This is a genomic window from Bacillus sp. SRI_025 (assembly GCF_057592095.1).
Window position 1 is genome coordinate 333,802 of record NZ_JBYEGB010000003.1, and the last position, 22,006, is coordinate 355,807.

Genomic DNA, 22,006 nt, shown 5'->3' on the forward strand with positions numbered 1-22,006 from the left:
TCATCTGCAATCCCCGGAGGTGTAGGTAAATGTATGATTATCAGAGCAACGCTTCACAAGTATATGGCATCATTCAAAAACAATCGCAACAAATCATGATGCTTGAAAAAAGGCTTAACGAGCTTCAGCAAGAAATACAAATGATCAAAGATAAACCGACAACGAATATAGAACGGATTGATTATCAATTTGATCAACTGAAAATCGAACGGCTGGAAGGGACGCTGAATATCGGCCTCAACCCATCTGATCCAAACAGTGTTCAAAACTTTGAAGTGGGCCAAACAACAACCCCGGGAATTGGAATGATGCAACAAGAAATGGCTGATCAATTTTTCAATCAAACACGGCAGCTTGTCGATGCATTTTTAAATGAAGAAGCTCCAGAACTTCTTGAAGAACTAGAGCAGCGATATGAAGGGTCCCTCGATGAAAGCAACAAACACCATATCATTGAGGACATTCGCAAGCAAATTGACAGCAGGATCAAATACTATGCGGGACAGCTGCCTCACCGGGAAGATATGACACCGTTGCAGCGTTCAGAGCAAATTGCTGAATATGTGAAGCATGATGTAAAGCGGGCGATTGAGCACTTTTTAGCCCATATTCCAAGTGAAACGAAAGGAGAGGAAAACGGATGAATTTCACAGTTGTCAACCGCAACATTGAGACCGGAAGCATTAAAGTAGTCGGGGTATCGTCTTCTTCCTTATTTATCATCGGGGACACAGATCATGTACAATTATCCTCAATTTTCGATACGCCGCCAGAATCTCTGATTATTGGCCCGTTTGTTCCTCTAGCACCTCGATAATGATCAAGCGCACATCTCAAGTGAAGTTCTCAAAGGTGAATTCTGTCGGGATTTCGAGTGTGGTTCAAATCGGTGATACTCAGGAGCTATGCCCGAAAGTCAAGGTGTTAGCTGTTCAACGAACCATTAGTTTGTTTTATGGCTATGAAGCAGAAAATTTAGATGCGAAAGAATTTGAAGTGTATTATGAGCCTATTCCATTGATGCTCCCAGAACGATCAGTGAGAACAGCCTTTTACCATGAAAAGCCTGTGATTAAAGTGTCTTCGATCCATGTAGAAGGGGTATCATCGTCCTCTGTCTATCAAATCGGCTCTACTTGTCGAATGAATGGCGTTGCGCGAGTGAAGCATATTAGGGAGCTATTTAGCAATGATGAAAGTCCGCAAAACTCACAAATGGACCTACCTGCGCATATGATGGTGATATGACTTCGAATAAAGGATGTCGATTATGCCAGCAATTGTCGGACCCATTTACATTAACTCTATTTCTGGAGGCGTCGTAAACGTCGGTGACTCATTCTACCTGTCGCCTAAAAGTTCGTCAAAATCTGCTTTAGGCTCTGGAGCGGGGAATACCGGAGATTTCTTGATATTAAATAATGGCATTAGCGCCACCAACTATGTGGATCCTGACTTAAACGATCAGAATATGGTAGGCAATGCATGAAGCAGCTCCTCTACACCCATTTCAAATAGAGGAGCGCTTTTTTATGCTTATTTCTTTCTGCGCTGTCTCGATTTTTTTGTTTTAACCAGCTTGCTTGCCGGCTGTTTCCGAATCCATTTGATGTACGAAGCAAGCTTTTCATCCTGCCTCAGTGCATCAATTGTGTTCAAACGTGCGGCAAGCTCCTGGTTTGTAAAAAGGGCATGTACTTGTTTATGACAAGGGATGCACAAGAAGGCAGTCGGTAAAAAAGCACCACCCTCTTCTCTTGGCGTTAAGTGATGTTCTGTGAGCAGGACATCTTGTCTTCCGCACAGCTCACATAATCCAATTGTTTGCTTTGCCACCGTGTCATCACCTCAAATTTACATTAATTCCATTGAGACTGTTGTCCCTTTCCCGCTTGGATCTGCTGGATGGACAATCAGTTTCTTAGGCAGCCGCATTTTCAATTCTTCCACATGGCTGATGACACCAACAGCTAAGTTTTGGGATTGTAATTTCTCTAATGCGGTAATGACCGTATCAAGCAAGTCTTGATCAAGGGTACCAAAGCCTTCATCAAGGAAAAAGAATTGTAGCGGAAACTCACCTCTCAGCTGAATCTGCGCTGAAAGAGCTAGTGCAAGCGCAAGCGACGTCAGGAAGGTTTCCCCGCCGGACAAGCTGGACACTGGACGTCTGACACCGCCATTCGCATCATCACGCATGACAAAGCCGCCTTCTGAATCAACCTCAATCGCATACCTTTGTCTTGTCAAAATACCAAGACGGGCAGATGCATCACGACTGACACTTTCCAGCTGTTCTTCTGCTAAGAACTCAACAAATGTATTTCCTTTAAACACAGTTTGCAGCTTATCAAGCCGATCAATTTCTTGCTGCAGCTCCGCTAAGCGTTCATGAATACTTGCAAATCGCTGGTGATTTTCTTCCATCACACGCAGATGTTCATAAGCAGAGCCGCTCATCACTGTTGCTTCTTCTAATGCCTTTTCTGCCGCTTCTTTCCTCAGTTGAATATCAGTCCACTGCTCTTCATCTAGTGACTCATCTTTCAGCAGTTCAGAAATTCGCTTTAAGTTTGCGGCACATTGCTTTCTTTTATCCTCAAATTCATCAATTTCTTGTTTAACTGATTGACGTACTGCCTGATTCAGGAAAGCAGATTCAATCTCTTGAGGCTTATCAAAAGGAGAAGACTCCGATTCTTTATCCCATGCTGCTCGTGCTTCTTGTTTTCTTCGTTCAGCCTCTTGAAGCTGACGCTCACTGCTTGAAAAATAGCTTTGTGCCTGACTAAAGAGCTCCTGCGCATGCTGTAATTGCTTGTACGATTGCTGTTCCATTTCATTGAGACGAGCAAGCGTGTGTTCAACCTCGATCAGTTCTTCAGAAATGGAGACAGCTTTTAATGGATATCGCCCTAAATCTGTTTCATATTGATGAATGAGCTTTTGCTGACTTTCCAGCTGATGCGCTAGTTTATCAAGTTCCTTCTCCACATCGTATATGACTGTTTGCAGCTGTTCTTTTGCCTGCTGTTTTTCTTCTAAAAATGAAATGCTTTTCTCAATCCGCTCTTTATAGCCTTCCGCTTGCTGGTCCTTTTCATCTATTTGCTTTTGCATCTCTTGTACTTGATGCAAAGTAAAGTGCGGGAAGGCCTGTTCAAATTGAGATGTTTGCTCTGAAAGCTCAGATTGAAGCTCCTTGATCAGCCCGTCTAATTCTTCGATACGCTGCTGTTCAAATGTCATTTGATCTTTTATCTTGTTTGTCTCTGCTGCTTGATCATGTGTTTCATCCATTAAACGAGCTCGTTTACGATCAACTTCTTGAATATCTTGTTTCAAGCCTTTCCATTCTTGCATGAGATACTGCAAGGACTCCGGATTTTGCACTGCTTCTACTGCTGCCGCAACTTCCGCACCTGGAGCTTTCTGAGATAAAAAGGCAAATTGTTTTACTAATTGATTAGCGTGCGTTTCCAATAGCTGCTTGGCTGCATACATGTCTCTTGTGTATTCCTCTGCCTGCTTAAGCTCTGTGTCCATCCGTTGAATCACTTCATCGATTTGTGCCACTGTTTCTTCATGGTCATTGTTTTCCAATGCCTTTGAGTTATGATGAACCGATCCACAAACAGGACATGGCTCACCATCTACAAGTTCTGCCGCTAATTCTTTTCTTAATTCCGCCGCCCTAACAGCATCACGCTGTTTTAATTTTTCGAGCTTCTGACTTTGTTCTCTTTTACTCCATTCTGTAAAAGCCCGTTCGAATTCACATACATAGAAATAGAGCTGTTCAATCGCTTGAAACGATTGGTCTATTTTTTCATGATGGTCTTTTTGCTGTTTTTGAAGCTTTTCAAATGCTGCTGCGGTCTGTGTTGATCGCTTTTTGAGCTCCTCCATCTTTTGTTCTTCCTTGTGTATGCTTTGATGTATTCTTTGAACATTTTCGCTTAATCGCAAAGCATCCTGTACACTTTTCCGTTCTTTTACAGAGACTTGTAATGGCTCCAGCTCACGCTTCAGCTGTGTTTGTTTTGCCAGTGCACGTTCTAACAATGATTGGAGATTGTCTGCTTCTTCTTTTTTTTGTAATAATTGCTGCGCTGTATTATTTTTTCTCTGTTCGATTGCCGTCTTTTCCTGAAGAGCCGCCTCTTTTTTTCGTTCAATTTCCTTTAGCTGAATCAGCTGCTCTTTCTTTTGGAGAAGTTCCGGCTCAGTTTCTATTTTCTTTTGTCTGGTTTGCTCATAGTTCTGCGTCATTTGATCATAGATCGTTCGTTGATGCAGAAGCTGATTTTCTGCTTCCTGCTTCTCTTTTAATGCTTGAGAAAGCTGATTTTCAGCCTTTGTTAATGCATCCGCATAGGGCTTTAATGCCTCTGCCTGCTCAGCAATATGAAGCTTGGCCTTTTTTTCTTCCATTGATGGTGCCAGTTGATTCAGATGGTTTAGTTCCGTCTCATAAGCTTCTTGTTCTTTTTGATAATGCCAAATTGTTTGCGCCTTTGTAAAAGCAGTGAACGCTTCATCCCGCGCTTGTTTTTTCTCATGAAAAATAGCCTTTGCCTGCTCTGCCACTTCCTTTGCCTTTGCGAGCGCCTCTGGACCAGCTTCACCTAAACCATTCAGCTCAGCAAGCAGTTCATTTTTTTGTCCATACTGATTCTGCGCCTTTGCGCGCAAACGTTTGACGAGCTGATCCCCATACTTTTCCAGGTTAAACAAACGCTGAAGCATTTGTCGTCTATCGGCTCCTTTTAAGGAAAGGAATTCTGCAAACTTCCCTTGGGGCAAGACAACCGCACGCGTAAAATCATCAATGGTTAACCCGAGTAATTCCTCTATTTTACGATTGACCTCACTCGCTTTATCTGCAAGGACTGTCTGCGAATCACCAATTTCAATCAGACGGCATAGTGTCGTTCTGACTTTCATTTCATCCGCCCGCTTAAAAGCACGTTCGACTTTATAAGAAATATGGTGTTCCTTCTGCAAAGCGAACGTAAAGGAAACTGACAGTTTCTCTTCCGCTTGGTTCAAAATACCATGTGTATTATTTAACGCACGTTCCACTTTGCCATAGAGTGCCAGGGTCATTGCGTCTAATATGGACGATTTTCCGCTTCCTGTCGGTCCAAAAATGCCAAACACACCTGCATCACATAATGAGCTAAAGTCAATTGTTTGTTCTTCTCTGAAGCTATGAAGTCCTTTAATGGTTAGCGTAATCGGCTTCAAGTCGCTTCCTCCTCTTGCATTTCATTGGCGAACTCCAAAAACAACTTGACTGTTTTTTCATCAGGAAGTCCGCCGCCTGTCTGGCGCTCATAAAATTTCACGAACCGCTCTTCGATCGAGAGCTTTTCGATTTGCTTTTGTTCTTCCAATTGCTGCAGTTCTTTAAATTTTGGTCTAATATGGACAAACCCGCTATGCTGCTTTCGGAGCTGATGGATTTCTTCTATAGAGAGCTGATCTGTTAAATGAATCTCTAAATCAATCCATGCCTGAAGATCCCGTTTTTCATCCAGCCACTCGTGTACTTGACTCAGTCCCTCAGTCGCCTTCCATTTCACAAGTGGTCTTCCGCTTGATAGCAACACTTCTTTCCAGCTTGCTTTTTCATTAGGTTTCGCCTCAACAATCGTGACTGATTTGGCATATCCTGATTCAGAAAAGCTGTAAGCAAGAGGTGACCCGGAATAGCGGGCGATCGTTTTGGCACGCTTGATGGTTTGCGGCCTGTGCAAATGACCAAGAGCCACATAGCAGGCTGCTTCTGGCAGACTTTCAGCCGCAACGGTATATGCACCGCCTACTTCAATCGGTCTTTCTGAATCTGTTTGACTTCCTCCTGCCACATAAATATGGCTCGTTGCGATATTGACCGTATCGGCTTGAAATTGAGTGCTTAAATGCTGGAATGCTTGCTGTATTTTTAAATTGTAATGATCACGAAGCACTTTCTCTTCAAATGTTTCAGCCAGCACCTCGTTTAGTCTCGCTTCAGACGGATAAGCGAGTGCTGCAATGGATAAACGTTCACTCGAAGAAGGAACATCGACGCGGATGATATCATTTGTCGGATATCCAATTAAATGAATCCCCTGATCATTTGTTAAAGGAGATGCGGCGGATAGTCGATCCGGATTATCATGGTTGCCTGAGATGACCACGACCTGACGTTTTCCTTTATCAGATAAGGCGGATAGACTTTCATAAAAAAGCTGCTCTGCTCTAGCAGGCGGATTCACTGTATCAAAGGCGTCTCCAGCCATGACAATGACATCAATGTGTTCGTCTTTTACGATTTGATACAGCTCATCTAAAAACTGTGCTTGCTCATCAAGCCGGCTTCGGCCTTCAAGGGTTTTTCCTAAATGCCAATCCGCCGTATGCAGAATCCTCATGTGATTCACCTCTCATTCCGAAACTTTATAATGAAATTTCTATATTCCCATCAAAGAAATAAAGAATTTTCTCCTCTAATGTTCTGTTTGTTAAACGTTCTACTGCTTTTGCATATAACGCTATTTGAGTTTCATAGCGCTTTTTCAATATAGGCACAGCTGCTGCAAGGCCTCCTGTAAATCTGCCTTGCACTCTATCGGTCTTATAATCTAGTAAATATAGCTTTCCGTCCGTTTCAAATAAACAGTCAATCATCCCTTGAATAAGGACAGGCTCCCCCTCTGCATCAATATGGCTGTATACCTCTTTAACAGGTAACACCATACTAAATGACACTTCTCGTTTCACCCAATCCGCTTTTCGCAGCTTTTGACCAATAGAAGTAGAGAAGAAAGCTGCAATTCCTTCTTGATCAATTGACTGGACTTGCTCATTTGTTAGCAAGTCTCGCTGCTGTAAGGAATCGAGCAGCTGCTGTATACGTGAATCATCGTAGGGCTCGTCAGAAGGAAGCGCAATATGCTGCATGACTGTGTGCATTGCGGTGCCTTGCTCTGCGGCAGTGAGTGCTTTTTTCTTCATGAAAGCCGGCCGGTCATACAACGTGGCACGAGCTTTTCGAAGAGAAGAAGGAACACTGTACTCATCCTGTATTTCTTTCATTCTCTTTATCTCGGAAACAGACTGCTTTGTGCCGACTTGTGAGGCCGCTAGATATGGGTATCTCCATGAAAGTCTCTCTGCTACTTTCTCATCAGCATCACCATATTCTTCAACAGGCAGCCCCTCCATCAAAGCTTGTACCACCTCGTCTTGCTGCTCCTTTTCAAGTGACATATCTTCTTTTAGAAGATCGGAAGCTTGAGTAAATGAGATTGTGAATGCTGATGGATGCGAAAGAACAACATCACCTGTTTCTTCTAAAATAGATGACATTGCTTGGTGACGGATGAGAGCAGGACCAATAAAATCTAAGTATGTTTTCGATTGATAACGTTCAAAATCAGGGAGTAGCCAATCTTCTCCGGTTGCAGCATTTTGCCATTTGCTTAATGCTTTCACCTGATTTTTGACAGAGCCGACCAGAAATAATTTTTCCTTAGCTCTTGTGAGCGCCACATATAGAACTCTCAGCTCTTCAGATAATAGCTCTTTCCTCATCTTTTTTTTCATCGCTACAAGCGGTAATGTTGCATAACTAATTCTCAGCTCAGGATGGATATACTTGCTTCCAAAACCTAGCTCTTTATCAAGTAAATAGGACTGGTTTAAGTCCATCATATTAAAGTTCCTGCCGAGTCCTGCGGTAAAGACGATTGGAAATTCTAACCCTTTACTGCTGTGAATTGTCATCATGCGAACAACATCTTCTGTTTCACTGAACGTTTTTGCCGCACCAAGATCATCTCCACGCTCCTGCATTCTTTCGATAAAACGAAGAAAACGGAACAGTCCTCTAAAGGCAGCTTTTTCATACTGCTTTGATCGATCATAAAGAGCGCGGAGATTCGCCTGTCTCTGCTTGCCTCCAGGCATCCCGCCAACGTAATCTAGATACTGTGTATCGCGGTATACTTCCCAAATCAATTCCGCTACTGAATGATTCATCGAGAAATCACGCCATTTACGCAGCAACCTGAAAAACCGTTCTAGTTTTTTGCATGTAGGGTGATCTGAATGTGTCACCCTCATAAATGCCTTCACAGCATCATAATAAGTGCCTTTTTTATCACTCGTGCGAATCATTGCCATTTCATTTTCGTCTAAATGGACAAGTGGTGATCTTAATACAGCTGCAAGCGGGATATCCTGATATGGATTATCAATGACTTTTAACAGAGAAAGAATGACAGACACCTCTGTTGCTTCAAAATAACCGGAAGAAAGATTCGCATACACAGGGATTCCCTGTTTCTTCAATTCCTCCATCATTTGCGGGGCCCATGGCATAGAACGAAGCAAAATCACAATATCCCGATACTGCAAGTTACGGGTCATTTGCTGTTTTGCATCGTACACTTGAAATGGCTGCTCCACCAATTGTCTTATTTTTTTAGCAATGACTCTCGCTTCAAGCTGTACGGTCTCTAATTCTTCTCGCTCTTCGTCAGTTTCTGCTTCCTGTTGATCTAAATGGACAAGAAGCATTTCTGTCGTTGTATCTTCGCTTTCTGGATAACTCGCTCCAAGCTTTAATTCAGCTTGTTCATCATATTCAATTTCTCCAACTGTTTCCCCCATCAGCTGTTTGAACAAAAAGTTCGTACTGTCTAACACATCTGAACGGCTGCGGAAGTTTTTATTTAAATCGATTCTCTTCCCTGTTTCTTTGCCGTCTGGTGTAAATTGTTTATATTTGTTTAAAAAGAGCATGGGCTCAGCCAGTCTAAAGCGATAAATGGACTGCTTTACATCACCAACCATAAACAGGTTGCCGTCTGCGGCATGTTCCCCTTTAGATACAAGCTTTAAAATCGTTTCTTGTACAAGGTTTGTATCTTGGTATTCATCAACGAGCACTTCTTCAAACTGCTGTTGATAGTACTTGGCCGCTTCTGTTTCGATCAAATTTCCTTCCGCATCCTGCTCTGCTAAAATGCGTAAGCAATAATGCTCTAAATCCGAAAAGTCCACGATTGATTTTTCTTGCTTCGCTTTTTCGAAACGCTGTCCAAATTGGATGACAAGCTCCACAAGTGTTTCGACCACCGGCTTCATTTCAGCTAAGCTTTTCAAATGCTGGGCTGGACTGCGCATAAAGTATTCATCTTTAAGTTTTTCTAATTGTTTTTTTGCTTGATTGCGTGCATCTGTGGCTTTTTCTAACAGCACAGGGTCATATTCGTCCCCTTTACATGTTTTGAGCCTTTTAAAATTGATGTTTGGCAAAAGCTCGTAAAGCTTTTCAAAATCATTTTGGTGCCTGATTAATTCATTGACTTGCTCTAAATCATCTATAAAATTTTCTGCTCTCGGTGCCGGGCCGCCCGGTTCTTTTGATAGGGCGAGAGCTCGTTCGAGTAGTTCGAGACAGCTTCGAAAAACGAGAGAAAGATCCTCTTTGATATATGGGTAAAACGGTAATTGTTCTACTTTTGTTTGAGCATCTACATCATAAAGAGAAAGAAATGCCCTCATCCATTGCTCAGGTGAAGGGTGAGATCTGGAAAACTCATAAATTCTCTTCACAAGCCATTGCAAGTCTAAATCATGACGGTCAGAAGTATAGCGATCAACCAGTTCAAAGAACGATGGCTTTCCAGCCTTATATTCATCCTCAAACAGTTCATCTAACACTTCATCTCCTAATAATTCTCCTTCTGTTTGATCAGCCAAACGGAAGCCTGGATCAAGGTCAATTTCATAATAAAAGGTGCGCAGAACCTGCAAACAAAAGGAGTGCAAGGTAGAAATATTGGCACGATTCATGAGCGACAGCTGTCTTCTCATATGAAGGGACCCGGGGTTTTTCGCTAATTCCTTTTCAAGTGCTTCTGTGATCCGATGCTTCATCTCTGCCGCAGATGCATTTGTGAAAGTCACAACGAGCAGACGATCCACATCAACTGGATCTTCTGGACGGGTCATTTTTCGAATCAGCCGTTCAACCAAAACAGCTGTTTTACCTGACCCTGCTGCCGCCGCAACAAGAATATCTTGTCCTTCTGAAACGATGGCTTCCCACTGGTCATCCGTCCAAGTACTGTTATTCGGTTTTGGTATTTGCATACTGATCCCCTTCTTTTTTGATCCGGTCTATCACAACATCATCCTTTTCAGATGAAAGCACTCTAAATTCATTATCCTCTATCGATTCATCAAATTGGCAAATAGACTTAAATGAACAAAAGCGGCATGGTGTTTGATCCTTCAATTTATATGGATTAATGGCAACTTCACCATTTGTAATTCTTTCGCCTGCTTCTTCAAATGTACGCCGAACGTGCTGTGTGAGTATATGGAAATGATCTTCACTTAAAACAGCAGAGTCAGAACGGAAAGATCCGTCCTTTTTCAAACCTGCTTGAATGACTTGTGATCTTCCTGATTCAAGCGTTTGATCCATTAGCTTTACCGCTTCTACATCTTCAAGCAATAGACCTTTCATTTTAAATTTCTTGAATATTTCCTGCTCAATTTCATCCTCTGCAAGCGGAATCGGTGCTTGAATGAGCGGATCATGGATATGGAAATATAAAATGCCAGCTGGCGTTGCTTCTACACCGAGCCATTCCTTCGAATACGTAATGGTTAAATCTAAGTAAGTGAGCATTTGCAAGGCAAGCCCATAGTATACCTCTGCTAGATCAAGACCTTTCTCACTCGATTTGTAGTCGACGATTCTCAACAGCAGCCCTTTTGAACCTTCTGCTTTATCTACTCGGTCAATTCTTCCGACAAGCTCCATCGTGCAGCCATTTTTCAATTGAAAAGTGAACGGCGGAAGAGGTCCTTGGCCGCCAAACCCTAACTCAAGTCCAACGGGAGAAAATCCACTCACTCTTGCATGCTCACTTAAGATAGAAGAGACTCGAATTAAGATTTTTTGGAGTTTTTCTTTAATATAAGCATGCCGATTAGAGCTTAAGAGGATTTCCTTTTGAAGACGCGGAGCAAGCTGTTCGATTGCATGTCTTGAATAGTTGACACAGTCATCCTTCGTTAAGTTTTTCCAATCCTTTTTTTGTTCAACAAGCGTATCTGAAATATGCTTTAAAGCCGAGTGAAACAGCTGGCCGATATCGGGTGCTTCCAATTTATAAAATTGCCGATCCTTTAGTTTTAACCCGTGGGAAGCAAAGTGAGAAAATGCACACGCATTGAATTTCTCCATTCTTGAAACACTGCCTTGAATGTGATCACCGTAAAGTTCTTTTGTGACGTTTGGTTTTAAGCGCTTTGCTCGATTTGTAAAAAACAAACTCGACAAGATGTTTTTTGATACATCCCGATGAGTTGACGTTATCAAATAATTATAAACACTCCACCATACACCACTGATGGGATATTGGTTGAGCCATTGCTGCAGCTGCGAGACGGTATACGATAACGAGACATGCCCATTCGCTACAAATTTTAATTGCTCCTCGTCATCCAGCTGTTCCGGGTCTAACACATACAAAGCATGCTGATGATTTGGCATAAGCTCCTGACAATACTTGATAAGAGTCGAAGGCAATAAAGAGCGCCCCTCTTCATCTGACACTGAATAAGACAAATACAAATGATGAGATGGACTCGACAGCGCCTGGTAAATTAAAAATTGCTCATCTAGCAGCCGTTCCTTTCCTGTCTCTGCCAGCTCTGCTCCTGCTCGCTTTAACCATTCCCTGTCATCCTCAGACAAAACACTTTCGTCAGAAGGGCGTGCGGGAATAACGCCATCATTTACCCCAATGATAAACATACACTTCACTTGATACATTCTTGATAAATCCATACTTCCGATAAATACTTGGTCGAGTGAAGGCGGAATTAAAGCGAATTTTAAAGAGGCCAATCCTGTATCCATCATTTGCTGGAATAAAGGAAATGAGAGCTCCTCATCACCGAGCATTTCAACAAATTCATCCATTAATTGAATAACAGCATCCCATACTTGTCCATGCTGCATGGCTTCAGCTAATCTACCTGCTTCTTCTGCTTCCAGCCTAGCCTTTTCAAGTTTATCCGGCACTTGTATTTCCTCTAAAAAGACATAGACTGCCTCCACCATGTCTTTTACCTTTTGCGCTTTTTTCAGCCTTTTTTGCAATTGGAAAAGCGGAGGTGCAATCCACTCCTTTACATCATTCAGCATCTGTTCCATTTCAATTTCTTGATCTGTTTGTCCAAAATCCTCATCTAAAGATTGGAATCGTCTGTAGTGGAAACGGGAGCCGTTTGTCCAGCGTTCTCCTTTTACACCATAAGCAATACAGTAGTTTTCAAGCTGATCTGCCTGTTCTCTCGCTTTGTTTTTGGCAAGTTCGAGCGGAAATAAGAACTCTGTTTTCACGCAGCGAAACACGGCCTCATACCGCCAGTTTCCTTTTATGACATCCAAGCTCGAACGAATCAATTCAATGAGCGGATGATACTGCATTGATTCATTTCCATCAATAAAAAAAGGAATATCGTAATCTCGAAAAACCTCTTTTAACGTATCTTTATAGTCATCTACATGCCGCGCGACAACTGAAATATCTCGCAGTCTAAGTCCTTCTTCTCTCACTAAATGAAGAATTTCTCTCGCTACTCCCTCAATTTCAGCTCGTTTACTCGCACTTTTAGACACTGTGAGATGAGGGGTTACTTCCTGATATGGCCGCACCGGTCTCTGCTCATATTGGCGTTCTAAATAAGCAAGATCTGGCGTATGAAGATGCCGGTTATTTCTCTCCAAAATGTGCTCAGAAATGGCCGCTCCGCACTCTTTAGCAAGCTGATAGAGCTGGAAATACGTTTTACCAGTCATACGAAATAAATCAAGTTCATTTGGCTGCTTATCATGGTAGGAACGATCCACTGTGAACGCAGCCGTTATTTTCTCAGCATGAAGCAGAAGCTGTTCAATGACGAGAAGCTGCTGCGGTGTAAATTGATAAAAGCCATCTATATAAATATGTGCTCCTTTTATTTCTTCAGATAGAGGAATTTGCTGCGTGAGAAGCGTCAAATAGTCTTCTGAGTGCACATATTCATCTTGTAAATGCTGCTCCATCTGCTGATAAAGAACATGCAGATCATGCAATTTTTCGCCTGCCCGTCTTTCTTCTGTATACTCTGAATGCATGCTCGATAATGAAATTTTTTCAATATCCTCCGGCAGCATGCAGTATCTTTTGAACTCAGCCATCGTCTTTTCGATTTGCTCGACAAACCCTGGCTTATCACTCGCTTTTTTGAATACCTTAAACTTTTCTTTCTCTTCTTCAATTACTTTTCTTAAAAGCATTTGAATTCCTGTGCTTGTCACAAATTGCCGGTTCGCTCCGCCAGTCTGCTGTAAAATAGACCAAGCAAGACGCGTGAAACTAAATACTTTGGCCCTGATCATCCCGCCAGCTTCAGACGTTTTTGCAAGCTCGTATTCCATTAAGAATGTCATTTGATCCGGGACTAAAAAAATGATTGGCGGACCCAGTGGATCTAGCCGAAGCTGTTCTTTGATTTCCTCTAAGATTGCAGTCGTTTTTCCACTCCCCGATCTGCCTGCTAAAAACTGAATCTCCACGCTCCACAACACCTTTCTTATGTACTCATATTCTAGCGAAAATAAAAGTAAATAGCTATTTTCCCCTTCTCCTTCCTAAAAAGATATAGGCACCTTTCCTAACTCTTCTCATATCATAAACCATCATGAACTCAAAGGAGGCTGGCAATATCATGTATTACGGTTATTATGACTACTCGCCATATGACATGCGCCAAAACACAAGGATCATTTCTGACCTTGAAAAAGCGATCAATGGTGAATATTCTGCGATCCAATGCTACGAAAAACTTGCCCAAAGAGCAAAAACTCCTGAGGCAAAAAAAATCATTCAAGAAATACGCCAGGATGAAGTCAGACACTATCAACTATTTACAAAGCTATATTATTCTTTAACAGGTAAAAACCACAAACCAAGCGTAACAGAACCTTGTCCAGATCAATTTAGAGAAGGGCTTCTTTTCGCATTTAAAGATGAACAAAGAACGGTCGATTTTTACTTAACGGTATCAGATTATGTCCGGGATCAAGGAACAAAAGAGCTGATGAAACGTATTGCTCAAGATGAACAGCAGCATGCTGTATGGTTTTTATATCTTTTAACGCACCATGTGTCTTAGATAGTCCTATTTTAATAGGAGATCGTATGTTCCGTCAAAAAATGAAATCGTCTTTTTATTCATTCAATCTATAAAATAAAGGACTATTTTCAGCAAACCTCTCATCTCTTTCACTTTTTCAAACGTGAAAACGACAATTTGATAAATAAAAAAACTCCTCTGCCACACATAGCAGAAGGAGTTTTTTTCATGATCGTTTAATGAAATTTTGCTTCATTGCTTTGCTGCTGATGTTTTAGCAGCCCATCAATGGACAGCATCTTACTGCCGCTAAGTGTTAAATAAAACGCCATAACAAGCAGTGATAGTTCAAATTCATAACCGCCAACAAATCCTTTAGAAAAACCAACCGTCATAATCGCCACAGCCATAATTGGTACAAATAGCGCTGCGAAAATACGTGTTCCTAGACCTAAAATCAAGGCGATACCACCGACCAGTTCAATTGTCTTCACAATATAGGCCATAAATTCCGGTATACCGATTTGTCCAAAGAATGCCGCTGTTCCTCCCAGACCTCCTTGATATGCCTGAAGTCCGTGTAGAAAGAAGATCAAACCTAAAATAACACGTACGAAAAGTGTTCCTATTTCTTGATTCGTTTTCATATAGTGATTTCCTCCTGTTTTTACACTACATAATGTAATGTTAATTAGTAAAAAAAATTAGTAATTTAGATTAAGCATAATCATCAAGACCACCATGAGAATGGTTGATGTGACAATGGGAATGATGGGTACATTGAAAGGAATATTGTATGTTGGATTTAAGATCTTTTGTATTCTTAAATTCAATGCCCGATCTCCAAAGGATACCGCAAACTTCGTTTGTTTTTGAAACTGAGTTCTCTTTTTAATGAGTTTCAAAAGGGCTTGCCCTACTCCAAGCTCAGTGCCTGTCTGCCGAATCGCATAGTCATCTGCGATCACTTCACGAAAAACGGAATAACTTTGTCTCATATGCTTTAACACTGGAATGTACCAAATAACTTTTGTGAGCATTGAGAATGTGAAGGCCTTTAAAGGATCATAGCTGTATTTGTGGTGCAATTCATGATGAACAACAGCGTCAATCTCCTCTTCATCCAGCATGTCCATGAGAGACGTTGATAAGTAAACCTTTGGGTGAAGCATACCCATGGCAAAAGCAAGCGGTTCATGACAATGAAACACAATGATGTCGTTTGCATATTTCTCAGATAAAGATTCGGTCGACTGGTGATCGACTGCAAGCATGAGATTTTGCTTGAATTGAATGTACGTTTTGATTTGCTTCGTCATATAGAAAATCGCAAATCCCAGTGTGTAGAGTACTAAAGCATCTAGAAAATATTTCAAAGGAGTGAATCCATAGAATTCGAGAACAGATTGGCATACATGAATGAGATTATATGCTTGATTCCAGCCAAAAAAGCTTGAAAGCACGTAATACCCCATCTGATAAAAAATCGTTAAACCAATCAATATACCGCCTAAAAATAGCAGGCTCGATTTCATTTTATTCATTTTGCTGCTCCTCTTTTTTGGATGCCAGCCTTGCTTCAAGCACTTTGAGTAATTCAGGGTCAGCACTTTCAATTGCATCCACCATATGATTCACTGCCAGTGGACCAAAATCGTCCATCAGCCCTTGCGTAATCCATTTTGTCTGCTCATTTAGAAATTCTTCTTTTGTTAAAATAGGATTATAAATAGATGAACGCCCTTTTGTTTTCTTCTCCACAATTCCCTTTTCGGTTAAGCGGTTCAGCACAGTCATCACCGTGTTGAAATTAATCGGCTTTTCATCTGACAGCTTCTGCTGCACTTCTTTAATCGGCATATCCTCACCTTGATAAAGGATCTCCATAATTCTTCCCTCTAAAGGACCGAAAAAACGATTCAATCCCTTTTCATTATATTTAAAAGAAGGAATTTTCATGTTATCACCTCACACTAAGGATTGTAGTGTAATTGAAAATGATAGTCAACTGATAACAAAAATAGGGGAAAATCGTTGTATATTTGTTTTTGTTTTTGGTAAAAATTATATCTTCACTTTTATTAAGAAGCTGTCAGGTTCTTGATAAGATAATCTTATGAAAATGGTAAAAAAATTCGTATTTTATTTATAGAGACTTTTGTATTATAGTGAAGATAACAACATTTCACTTACTGAACAAAATTATAGGAAGAAGGTTTACATGTGATGAAACAAGGAAACAGCCTTCGAACCGATCTCATTTTGATCGCAATAAGCGGTTTAGGTGGTTTTCTTTTGTCTTTAACAGGAATGTCTATTGGCTGGATGATCGGTACATTAATCACAGCTGCATTTATTGCCATGCGACGTCCCACCCTGTTTCAGCGTAAAGGAAACAACACCTTGCGTATTCACAGCAGATGGCTACTCCTTGGTCAATTTATTCTCGGAATCGAACTCGGACAAAAAATGAACATGAAAGTTCTTCATATTTTCGCTGAACATTGGCTCCCTGTGAGTTTCATGCTCGTTTTTTCTATTCTACTGGCGATGCTCTCTGGCTTTGCCTTATGGAAGCTGAGTAAAACAGATATGCTGACCAGCTTTGTCGGCACAGCACCAGGCGGTTTATCTGCTATGCCAGGGATTGCCCAAGAGGTTGGAGCAAATACAGCCGTTGTCAGTCTCGTACAAACAACACGTGTATTAATGGTGGTACTCACCATCCCATTTACGGTGTTCTATTTAAATACAAAAAATCCAGCGGATGCAGCTGCAGGCATTCAAGGGAGCGCCTTTTCATCCGGTGTTTTCACCCTGTCAAATATCTCGTGGACTGCTGCACTTATTTTAGGTGCCTGGCTTATGTCACGCCTGGCGGTTCGTCTTCATTTCCCTGCCCCTTGGCTGATTGGCAGCATGTTAGGAGTTGCTGCTCTTCAAGTAGGTGCAGGTGCGCTCATAGGTCATGATTTGATTCCTTATTGGCCAGCACAAGCGAATATCGCATCACAGGTATTTCTAGGTGCAACCATCGGTTCAAAAATGAATAAACAGATGTTTGTCGGACTAAAAAACACGTTAATTGTAGCCGTCGTCAGCTCAGCTGGACTAATTGCTGCAACGGTTCTCAGTTCAATTGCCATTGCTGAGGTCACAGGGATTTCTGTCATTACAGCCATTCTTGCCTTTTCTCCTGGCGGTATTGCAGAAATGGCAACAACAGCAGTTACACTCCATGAGGACTCAACCTTTGTAGTAGCTGTACAAGTCGTTAGAATCATTCTTGTCATAGCAATGCTGCCACCGTTTTTTCGATTCTTACATCATGTCTGGGCAAAAAGACATCCTGATTATAAAGCCGCTAAATAAAAAAGAGAGACGCTTTGCATGTGCAGAGCGCCTCTTTTTTATTCATCCTGATTTCTTTTGACACCAACTACTTGATCTTTTGAAATCGTTCCAAAATGCCGGCTGTCAAAGCTATGTATTCGGTTATCTCCGATCACGAAGTAATGGTTTTTTTTGATTTTATCATGTCCTGTGATGGCTTTCAGCTGAAAATCCCCTGTCAGGACATTCCCCATTTTATGTTTTTTCTGCTCTTTTAAATAGGGTTCTTTCCATTTTGCCCCATCCACAAATAACTGATCATCGACATACTTGATCGATTCTCCCGGGAGCCCAATGACCCGTTTGATCAAAATTTGATTTTTTGGTCCGTGAAATAACACATAATCAAACCGGCTAATTTTCGTGAGTTTTGGTGAGAACTTGTTGATTAATAATTCTGTTCCATCTGTAAATGTGGGGTCCATACTAACCCCTTCTACTTTATACTTCACAAACATGAAATTCTTTACTTGGAACAATAAGACGATGCATGTAATAATCATCAACCATAACAATGGCTTCTTTTTCATTAAGAGCCTCCTTTGTCCTCACGCTTGCTCATTCGAATGTTCAACCTATTTTCTACTCTCTTTCCAACATACCATAATAAAACGATAACTAGAACCGCAAAAACACTTCTTAACGGATTCTTTACTAAAGCAGAAAGGTCATAACCAATAAAACTAATGATAAAGAGCATGACACACTTACCAGCTAAAGCAGCTAATGAAAATTGCCACATGCTAATTCTTGATAAGCCTGCGACCACATTGACGGCAGCAGAAGGTGTAAAAGGAAAGCAGAGTAAAATAAATAACGGACCAAATCCCCGTTTCTCTACCCAAAGCATTAATTTCTTAATGGAAGGGTGTCTGCTAATAAAGTTCAGCATTCTCATCTGTCCAAATTTTCTGATCAGTAAAAAGACAAGAATAGAACCTGCACTTGCACCGATCCAGGTTAATAAAAAGCCTTCCCAAAGGCCGAATGCATTTGCATTTGCCACCGCAAACGCCACGAGTGGTAAAAAAGGAAGAAATGCTTCAATCAGAGGAAGCAATATAGCGACAATTGGTCCAAAGGCCTTGTAGCTTTCAAAAAATGATGTGATATTTTCATGAGTAAATAGAGAAAGAAATGATGTCAACTTGTTTGACTCCTTCAAGGTTTGTCTACATTTCATTTTACATGGAAAACATAAAAATATACAAATAAATCCCACTCGCCCCCCTTGAGATTTTTTGACTCATTCGATATAATAAACAAGAACATTTGTTCTATTTATAAAGAAAGCAGGCTTGGACATGACGAGACTATCAAGAGTACAGCTTCAAATGATGGAACAGGCCATCTTTCTTCCTATGGTCATCTCCATCCTCAATCGTGATCTGACACACTTAAAACAACATCAAACATTTAAATTAAATGAACCATACATTCAGCTTGTGACCTCTGTGTTAAAGGAAGCACAGAAAGCACTTTATGAACTGAAGCAGCATTTACGTAAAGAAAGTATGAAAGTACAGCAAATTGAACACGATGAGGGATTTACAACGTATCTATTTATCATAAATGGCTATGAAGAAAAGCATAAATACTTTAATCCGCGTATACGTCACCGGGTAGAGGAACTGCTGACTCGATATTTTCTCCAACAAACAAATGAACTATAGGCTGAAATGTTGCGCGTTACACATGCAAAAAAAGCCTGCCGCGGCGGCAGGCTCCTACTTATTTATGATAATTCAAGCTGTTTTCTCAGCTCTGTTCTCACTTCGTTTAATCCTGGTCCATCTAACTCAAAATAATACACATTCCCAGGCTGATAATCATGTCCCTTTAGCTGAATGGTATCTACTGATTTCAATGAGCTCAGTAATGGAAAAAGACCGATGAACTGTTTCATGGAAAGATTGGTTGAGACATTATCACCAAGCGTATCAATGATGTTGTCGTATGACGGGATCGAAGAAATCGATTTAGATTTTTCAAAGATGGCTTGAAGTGCTTCCATTTGGCGCTTTCCGCGCATGAGATCACTGTCTGCTTTTCTCGTTCTCACAAAGGCTAGAGCTTCTTCGCCATTCAGTCTATGAGTGCCTGTCTGTACTTGAACTTTTCCTTTTGAATCCTTTTCCATCTGTTTTACGATGCTTTCATCTTCAATCGTTACATCAATTCCGTTTAGCTCATCCACAATGTCTTGAAATGCCTTAAAGTTACCTGAAATCACATAGTCTACAGGAATGTTCAACAAGTTTTCGACCGTTTTGACTGACAAATCTGCACTCCCAAACGCATGGGCGTGAGCAATTTTATCATATCCTCTTCCCGGTATATCCACATAAGAATCGCGAGGAATACTGAGAAGCTTAATGGTTTTGTCTGTTCGGTTCACCGCCGCCAGTAAGACCGCATCACTTCTTGCTTCGTCTACCGTTTCACCTGGACGGCTGTCAATTCCAAGCAGCAGCACCGAAAAGCTGTCTTTTCCTGGATCAAACGCTTTTACACGCTTTTGCGAGGTGTCTCCTCTTTCTAATGATACTTGCGCCTTATTCGACGCTTTTGAAATTTTATAATATGCGTATCCAGTCACGGACACTGCCATCACCATGACAAATGCCATGATAAACAGCACGGCTTTTACCCAAGGTCTCAGTCTTCTTTTTGATCTTGTTTTTTCCTTCATCCTTTCCGAACCCTCACTCTATCTTAGTCTATCAATGTAGGTCCCACTATAACATATTTTGATGAAAGTTTCCTTCATACAACATATTTTTATGAATCCACAATCTTAAACATCAGACAGCTCACCTATTTACAAATCAAAATCAAAAAACAGCCTGCGGCAGCGGCTGATTTTTCCATCATGATTGAATATCAAATTGAAATTGTCCCTTCAGTTCTTCTTCTGCTTCTTGAAATAACTGACGCAAGCTCTCAGCATAATCGCCAAGAGCGTCTTTGCTCGTTTGAAAATTCACCCATGTCAGTTCTACTGGAAGATCCACCTCTCCTGTTAAACAGTCCCAAAGAGCATCAAGGTTTTTCCCGTAATAATCAGGAAGGTGTAAAACGGTTTTTAGCTGATCATGAAGCTCTTCTTGCGACCTGCACACTGCGCCGTCCAGCTGCACTTTTTTCATGTTCATCTTCCCCTCTCCTCTCTATATTTTAAACGAATTGGAGGAGAAAGAGAAAGATAGGCACCTTACTTTTGTTTCTGTCTGACACCTGAGATGAATAGAATGAGGCAGGCAGCCAAAACGAGCAAGAAAAAGAGGATTAATACGAGCTGAGTACCGTAAATATCAGCGAAGAGGCCAACAAACACACTTGGAATACCAAGACCTAAATAAGCAAACAAGTAATACCCTGCAACGGCTCTAGCCGCCTCTTTTTTCCCCCGCTCAACAATGAGCTGAAGTCCACCTAAATAAGTAAATCCATAGCAGGCAGTACCCGCCAGCATCGTTCCAGCAAGCAAAAGGAAGATAGATTCGCTGTTTGCACCGTATAGCAAGAGGCCATATCCGCATGGAAGACAGATAAACCCCAAAAGAAGCGCTGTGCTGCTATTCATCTTGCGCACAAAGGGCTGCATCAGGACACCTGCCATATTAATCAAAAAGAGCGCCGGTCCTACCCACAATTCATAACCATTTAATTTAAGCTGTGCTGGCAAAATTGAAATGACAAGGCCGCACACCGACCACGCAATAGCAATGGCTGCATTCGCCGGCATTGTTCCTTTTGGAAATCTTGGCATGTTCATCATCGGTTTACCTGAATCTCCTTGGACAGGCGGAACGAAAAAGAAGACACCCACAATAGTTAAGAACAAAAAGGCCAGCACAATCCAATAGCTAAGCGGCGTGAGAGACACACGCTGAAAAGAAAGAAGTGCCGTAAAAAGAGCACCGCCCCCAAATCCAACCGAACTGCATAATGCAATAAAAGTTGGAATCCAGCTTGATTTCTCAGGATATAAAGCAATCAAATATGCGGTGCATGTTCCAACACTAAGACCAAGACCGACACCTTGCAGCAGCCGGGCAGCAAAAAGCATCTGTATGGAAGGATGTACAATCATCAACAAAGTGGCACATAACGAAAAGCTAAGCGCAACCAATAAAATCGGTTTGCGTCCAGCCCGGTCAGAAATACCGCCAAGAAAAAGCAAAACTGGAATGAGACCGAAGACATACGAGGCAAATACAAGTGCTGTTGCCGCCTTTCCGTACCCTGCTTGTTCTGCATACGCCGTATAAAGGGGCACTTGCAGATTCACAGCAATCGTAATCATAAAAAGACCAAGTAAAACGAAAATAAACGGGATCATGGATAAGTGTGCCGTTTCTTCTTTGGATGCTGGGATCATTTGACTCTCTCCTCTATGTCATTGCATATG

At 41.4% G+C, this 22,006-nt stretch carries 20 protein-coding genes; 7 read left to right on the plus strand and 13 right to left on the minus strand.

Going from position 1 to position 22,006, the window contains the following annotated elements:
• Positions 1 to 29: 29 nt before the first annotated feature.
• From AC20OE_RS11415 to AC20OE_RS11430, 4 genes are read left to right on the plus strand one after another with little or no spacing between them, the layout of a single operon-like run.
• Positions 30 to 644, plus strand: a complete 615-nt coding sequence (locus AC20OE_RS11415; protein WP_039177664.1) for a spore germination protein GerPC — start codon at positions 30 to 32, stop codon at positions 642 to 644.
• Entirely contained in the window at positions 641 to 817 is a 177-nt protein-coding gene (locus tag AC20OE_RS11420; protein WP_003210893.1) for a germination protein GerPD, read from the plus strand. The genes AC20OE_RS11415 and AC20OE_RS11420 overlap by 4 nt, the downstream gene beginning before the upstream one ends.
• Positions 817 to 1,248, plus strand: coding sequence for a spore germination protein GerPE (locus tag AC20OE_RS11425; protein ID WP_024425504.1), 432 nt, complete (start codon positions 817 to 819; stop codon positions 1,246 to 1,248). Before AC20OE_RS11420 ends, AC20OE_RS11425 begins: the two co-directional genes overlap by 1 nt.
• A gap of 22 nt (positions 1,249 to 1,270) precedes the next feature.
• A complete protein-coding gene (locus tag AC20OE_RS11430; protein WP_003211468.1) occupies positions 1,271 to 1,489 on the plus strand; it encodes a spore germination protein in 219 nt (72 codons plus the stop codon).
• A gap of 47 nt (positions 1,490 to 1,536) precedes the next feature.
• Here the strand turns inward: AC20OE_RS11430 and AC20OE_RS11435 are convergent, their stop codons facing one another.
• The 5 genes from AC20OE_RS11435 to addB are packed head-to-tail and all read right to left on the minus strand — an operon-like array spanning position 1,537 to position 13,639.
• Positions 1,537 to 1,836 carry an HNH endonuclease family protein gene (locus tag AC20OE_RS11435; protein ID WP_039177660.1) on the minus strand — a complete coding sequence of 100 codons (300 nt, stop codon included), beginning with the start codon at positions 1,834 to 1,836 and terminating at the stop codon, positions 1,537 to 1,539.
• Positions 1,837 to 1,854: 18 nt separating this feature from the next.
• Entirely contained in the window at positions 1,855 to 5,250 is a 3,396-nt protein-coding gene (locus AC20OE_RS11440) for an AAA family ATPase (protein ID WP_487268865.1), read from the minus strand.
• Positions 5,247 to 6,422, minus strand: a complete 1,176-nt coding sequence (gene sbcD, locus AC20OE_RS11445; protein WP_487268866.1) for an exonuclease subunit SbcD — start codon at positions 6,420 to 6,422, stop codon at positions 5,247 to 5,249. The genes AC20OE_RS11440 and sbcD overlap by 4 nt, the downstream gene beginning before the upstream one ends.
• Positions 6,423 to 6,447: 25 nt before the next feature.
• Positions 6,448 to 10,152 (minus strand): helicase-exonuclease AddAB subunit AddA, encoded by a 3,705-nt coding sequence (addA, locus tag AC20OE_RS11450; RefSeq protein ID WP_487268867.1) that lies wholly within the window; start codon positions 10,150 to 10,152, stop codon positions 6,448 to 6,450.
• Entirely contained in the window at positions 10,130 to 13,639 is a 3,510-nt protein-coding gene (addB, locus tag AC20OE_RS11455; RefSeq protein WP_487268868.1) for a helicase-exonuclease AddAB subunit AddB, read from the minus strand. Before addB ends, addA begins: the two co-directional genes overlap by 23 nt.
• 152 nt (positions 13,640 to 13,791) lie before the next feature.
• Between addB and AC20OE_RS11460 the strand changes: the two genes are divergently transcribed.
• On the plus strand, positions 13,792 to 14,238 hold the full coding sequence (locus AC20OE_RS11460; RefSeq protein WP_039177646.1) for a ferritin-like domain-containing protein: 447 nt from the start codon (positions 13,792 to 13,794) through the stop codon (positions 14,236 to 14,238).
• A gap of 197 nt (positions 14,239 to 14,435) precedes the next feature.
• Here the strand turns inward: AC20OE_RS11460 and AC20OE_RS11465 are convergent, their stop codons facing one another.
• From AC20OE_RS11465 to AC20OE_RS11475, 3 genes are read right to left on the minus strand one after another with little or no spacing between them, the layout of a single operon-like run.
• Positions 14,436 to 14,846, minus strand: coding sequence for a DoxX family protein (locus AC20OE_RS11465; protein WP_487268869.1), 411 nt, complete (start codon positions 14,844 to 14,846; stop codon positions 14,436 to 14,438).
• Between the two features lie 57 nt (positions 14,847 to 14,903).
• Complete coding sequence (locus AC20OE_RS11470; protein WP_047202351.1) at positions 14,904 to 15,743, minus strand: M56 family metallopeptidase; 840 nt, start codon at positions 15,741 to 15,743, stop codon at positions 14,904 to 14,906.
• Complete coding sequence (locus AC20OE_RS11475; protein ID WP_024425495.1) at positions 15,736 to 16,158, minus strand: BlaI/MecI/CopY family transcriptional regulator; 423 nt, start codon at positions 16,156 to 16,158, stop codon at positions 15,736 to 15,738. Before AC20OE_RS11475 ends, AC20OE_RS11470 begins: the two co-directional genes overlap by 8 nt.
• Positions 16,159 to 16,425: 267 nt before the next feature.
• Between AC20OE_RS11475 and AC20OE_RS11480 the strand changes: the two genes are divergently transcribed.
• Entirely contained in the window at positions 16,426 to 17,571 is a 1,146-nt protein-coding gene (locus tag AC20OE_RS11480; RefSeq protein WP_059376668.1) for an AbrB family transcriptional regulator, read from the plus strand.
• Between the two features lie 38 nt (positions 17,572 to 17,609).
• On the opposite strand, the gene lepB is transcribed toward AC20OE_RS11480, so the two are convergent.
• Both lepB and AC20OE_RS11490 read right to left on the minus strand, forming a co-directional pair.
• Positions 17,610 to 18,122, minus strand: a complete 513-nt coding sequence (gene lepB, locus AC20OE_RS11485) for a signal peptidase I (RefSeq protein WP_039177636.1) — start codon at positions 18,120 to 18,122, stop codon at positions 17,610 to 17,612.
• Positions 18,122 to 18,739: a TVP38/TMEM64 family protein gene (locus AC20OE_RS11490; RefSeq protein WP_024425492.1), complete on the minus strand. Its 618-nt coding sequence runs from the start codon at positions 18,737 to 18,739 to the stop codon at positions 18,122 to 18,124. Before AC20OE_RS11490 ends, lepB begins: the two co-directional genes overlap by 1 nt.
• 157 nt (positions 18,740 to 18,896) lie before the next feature.
• Between AC20OE_RS11490 and AC20OE_RS11495 the strand changes: the two genes are divergently transcribed.
• The gene (locus tag AC20OE_RS11495) at positions 18,897 to 19,265 is read left to right on the plus strand and encodes a YhjD family protein (protein WP_059374641.1); all 369 of its coding nucleotides are present in this window, start codon (positions 18,897 to 18,899) and stop codon (positions 19,263 to 19,265) included.
• A gap of 62 nt (positions 19,266 to 19,327) precedes the next feature.
• On the opposite strand, the gene AC20OE_RS11500 is transcribed toward AC20OE_RS11495, so the two are convergent.
• The 3 genes from AC20OE_RS11500 to AC20OE_RS11510 form a co-directional block, all read right to left on the minus strand.
• Positions 19,328 to 20,284 (minus strand): LCP family protein, encoded by a 957-nt coding sequence (locus AC20OE_RS11500; protein ID WP_039177632.1) that lies wholly within the window; start codon positions 20,282 to 20,284, stop codon positions 19,328 to 19,330.
• A 178-nt stretch (positions 20,285 to 20,462) separates the two neighbouring features.
• Positions 20,463 to 20,741: a barstar family protein gene (locus AC20OE_RS11505; RefSeq protein WP_144464992.1), complete on the minus strand. Its 279-nt coding sequence runs from the start codon at positions 20,739 to 20,741 to the stop codon at positions 20,463 to 20,465.
• 65 nt (positions 20,742 to 20,806) lie between these two features.
• Positions 20,807 to 21,976 carry an MFS transporter gene (locus tag AC20OE_RS11510; RefSeq protein WP_487268870.1) on the minus strand — a complete coding sequence of 390 codons (1,170 nt, stop codon included), beginning with the start codon at positions 21,974 to 21,976 and terminating at the stop codon, positions 20,807 to 20,809.
• Positions 21,977 to 22,006: the final 30 nt, after the last annotated feature.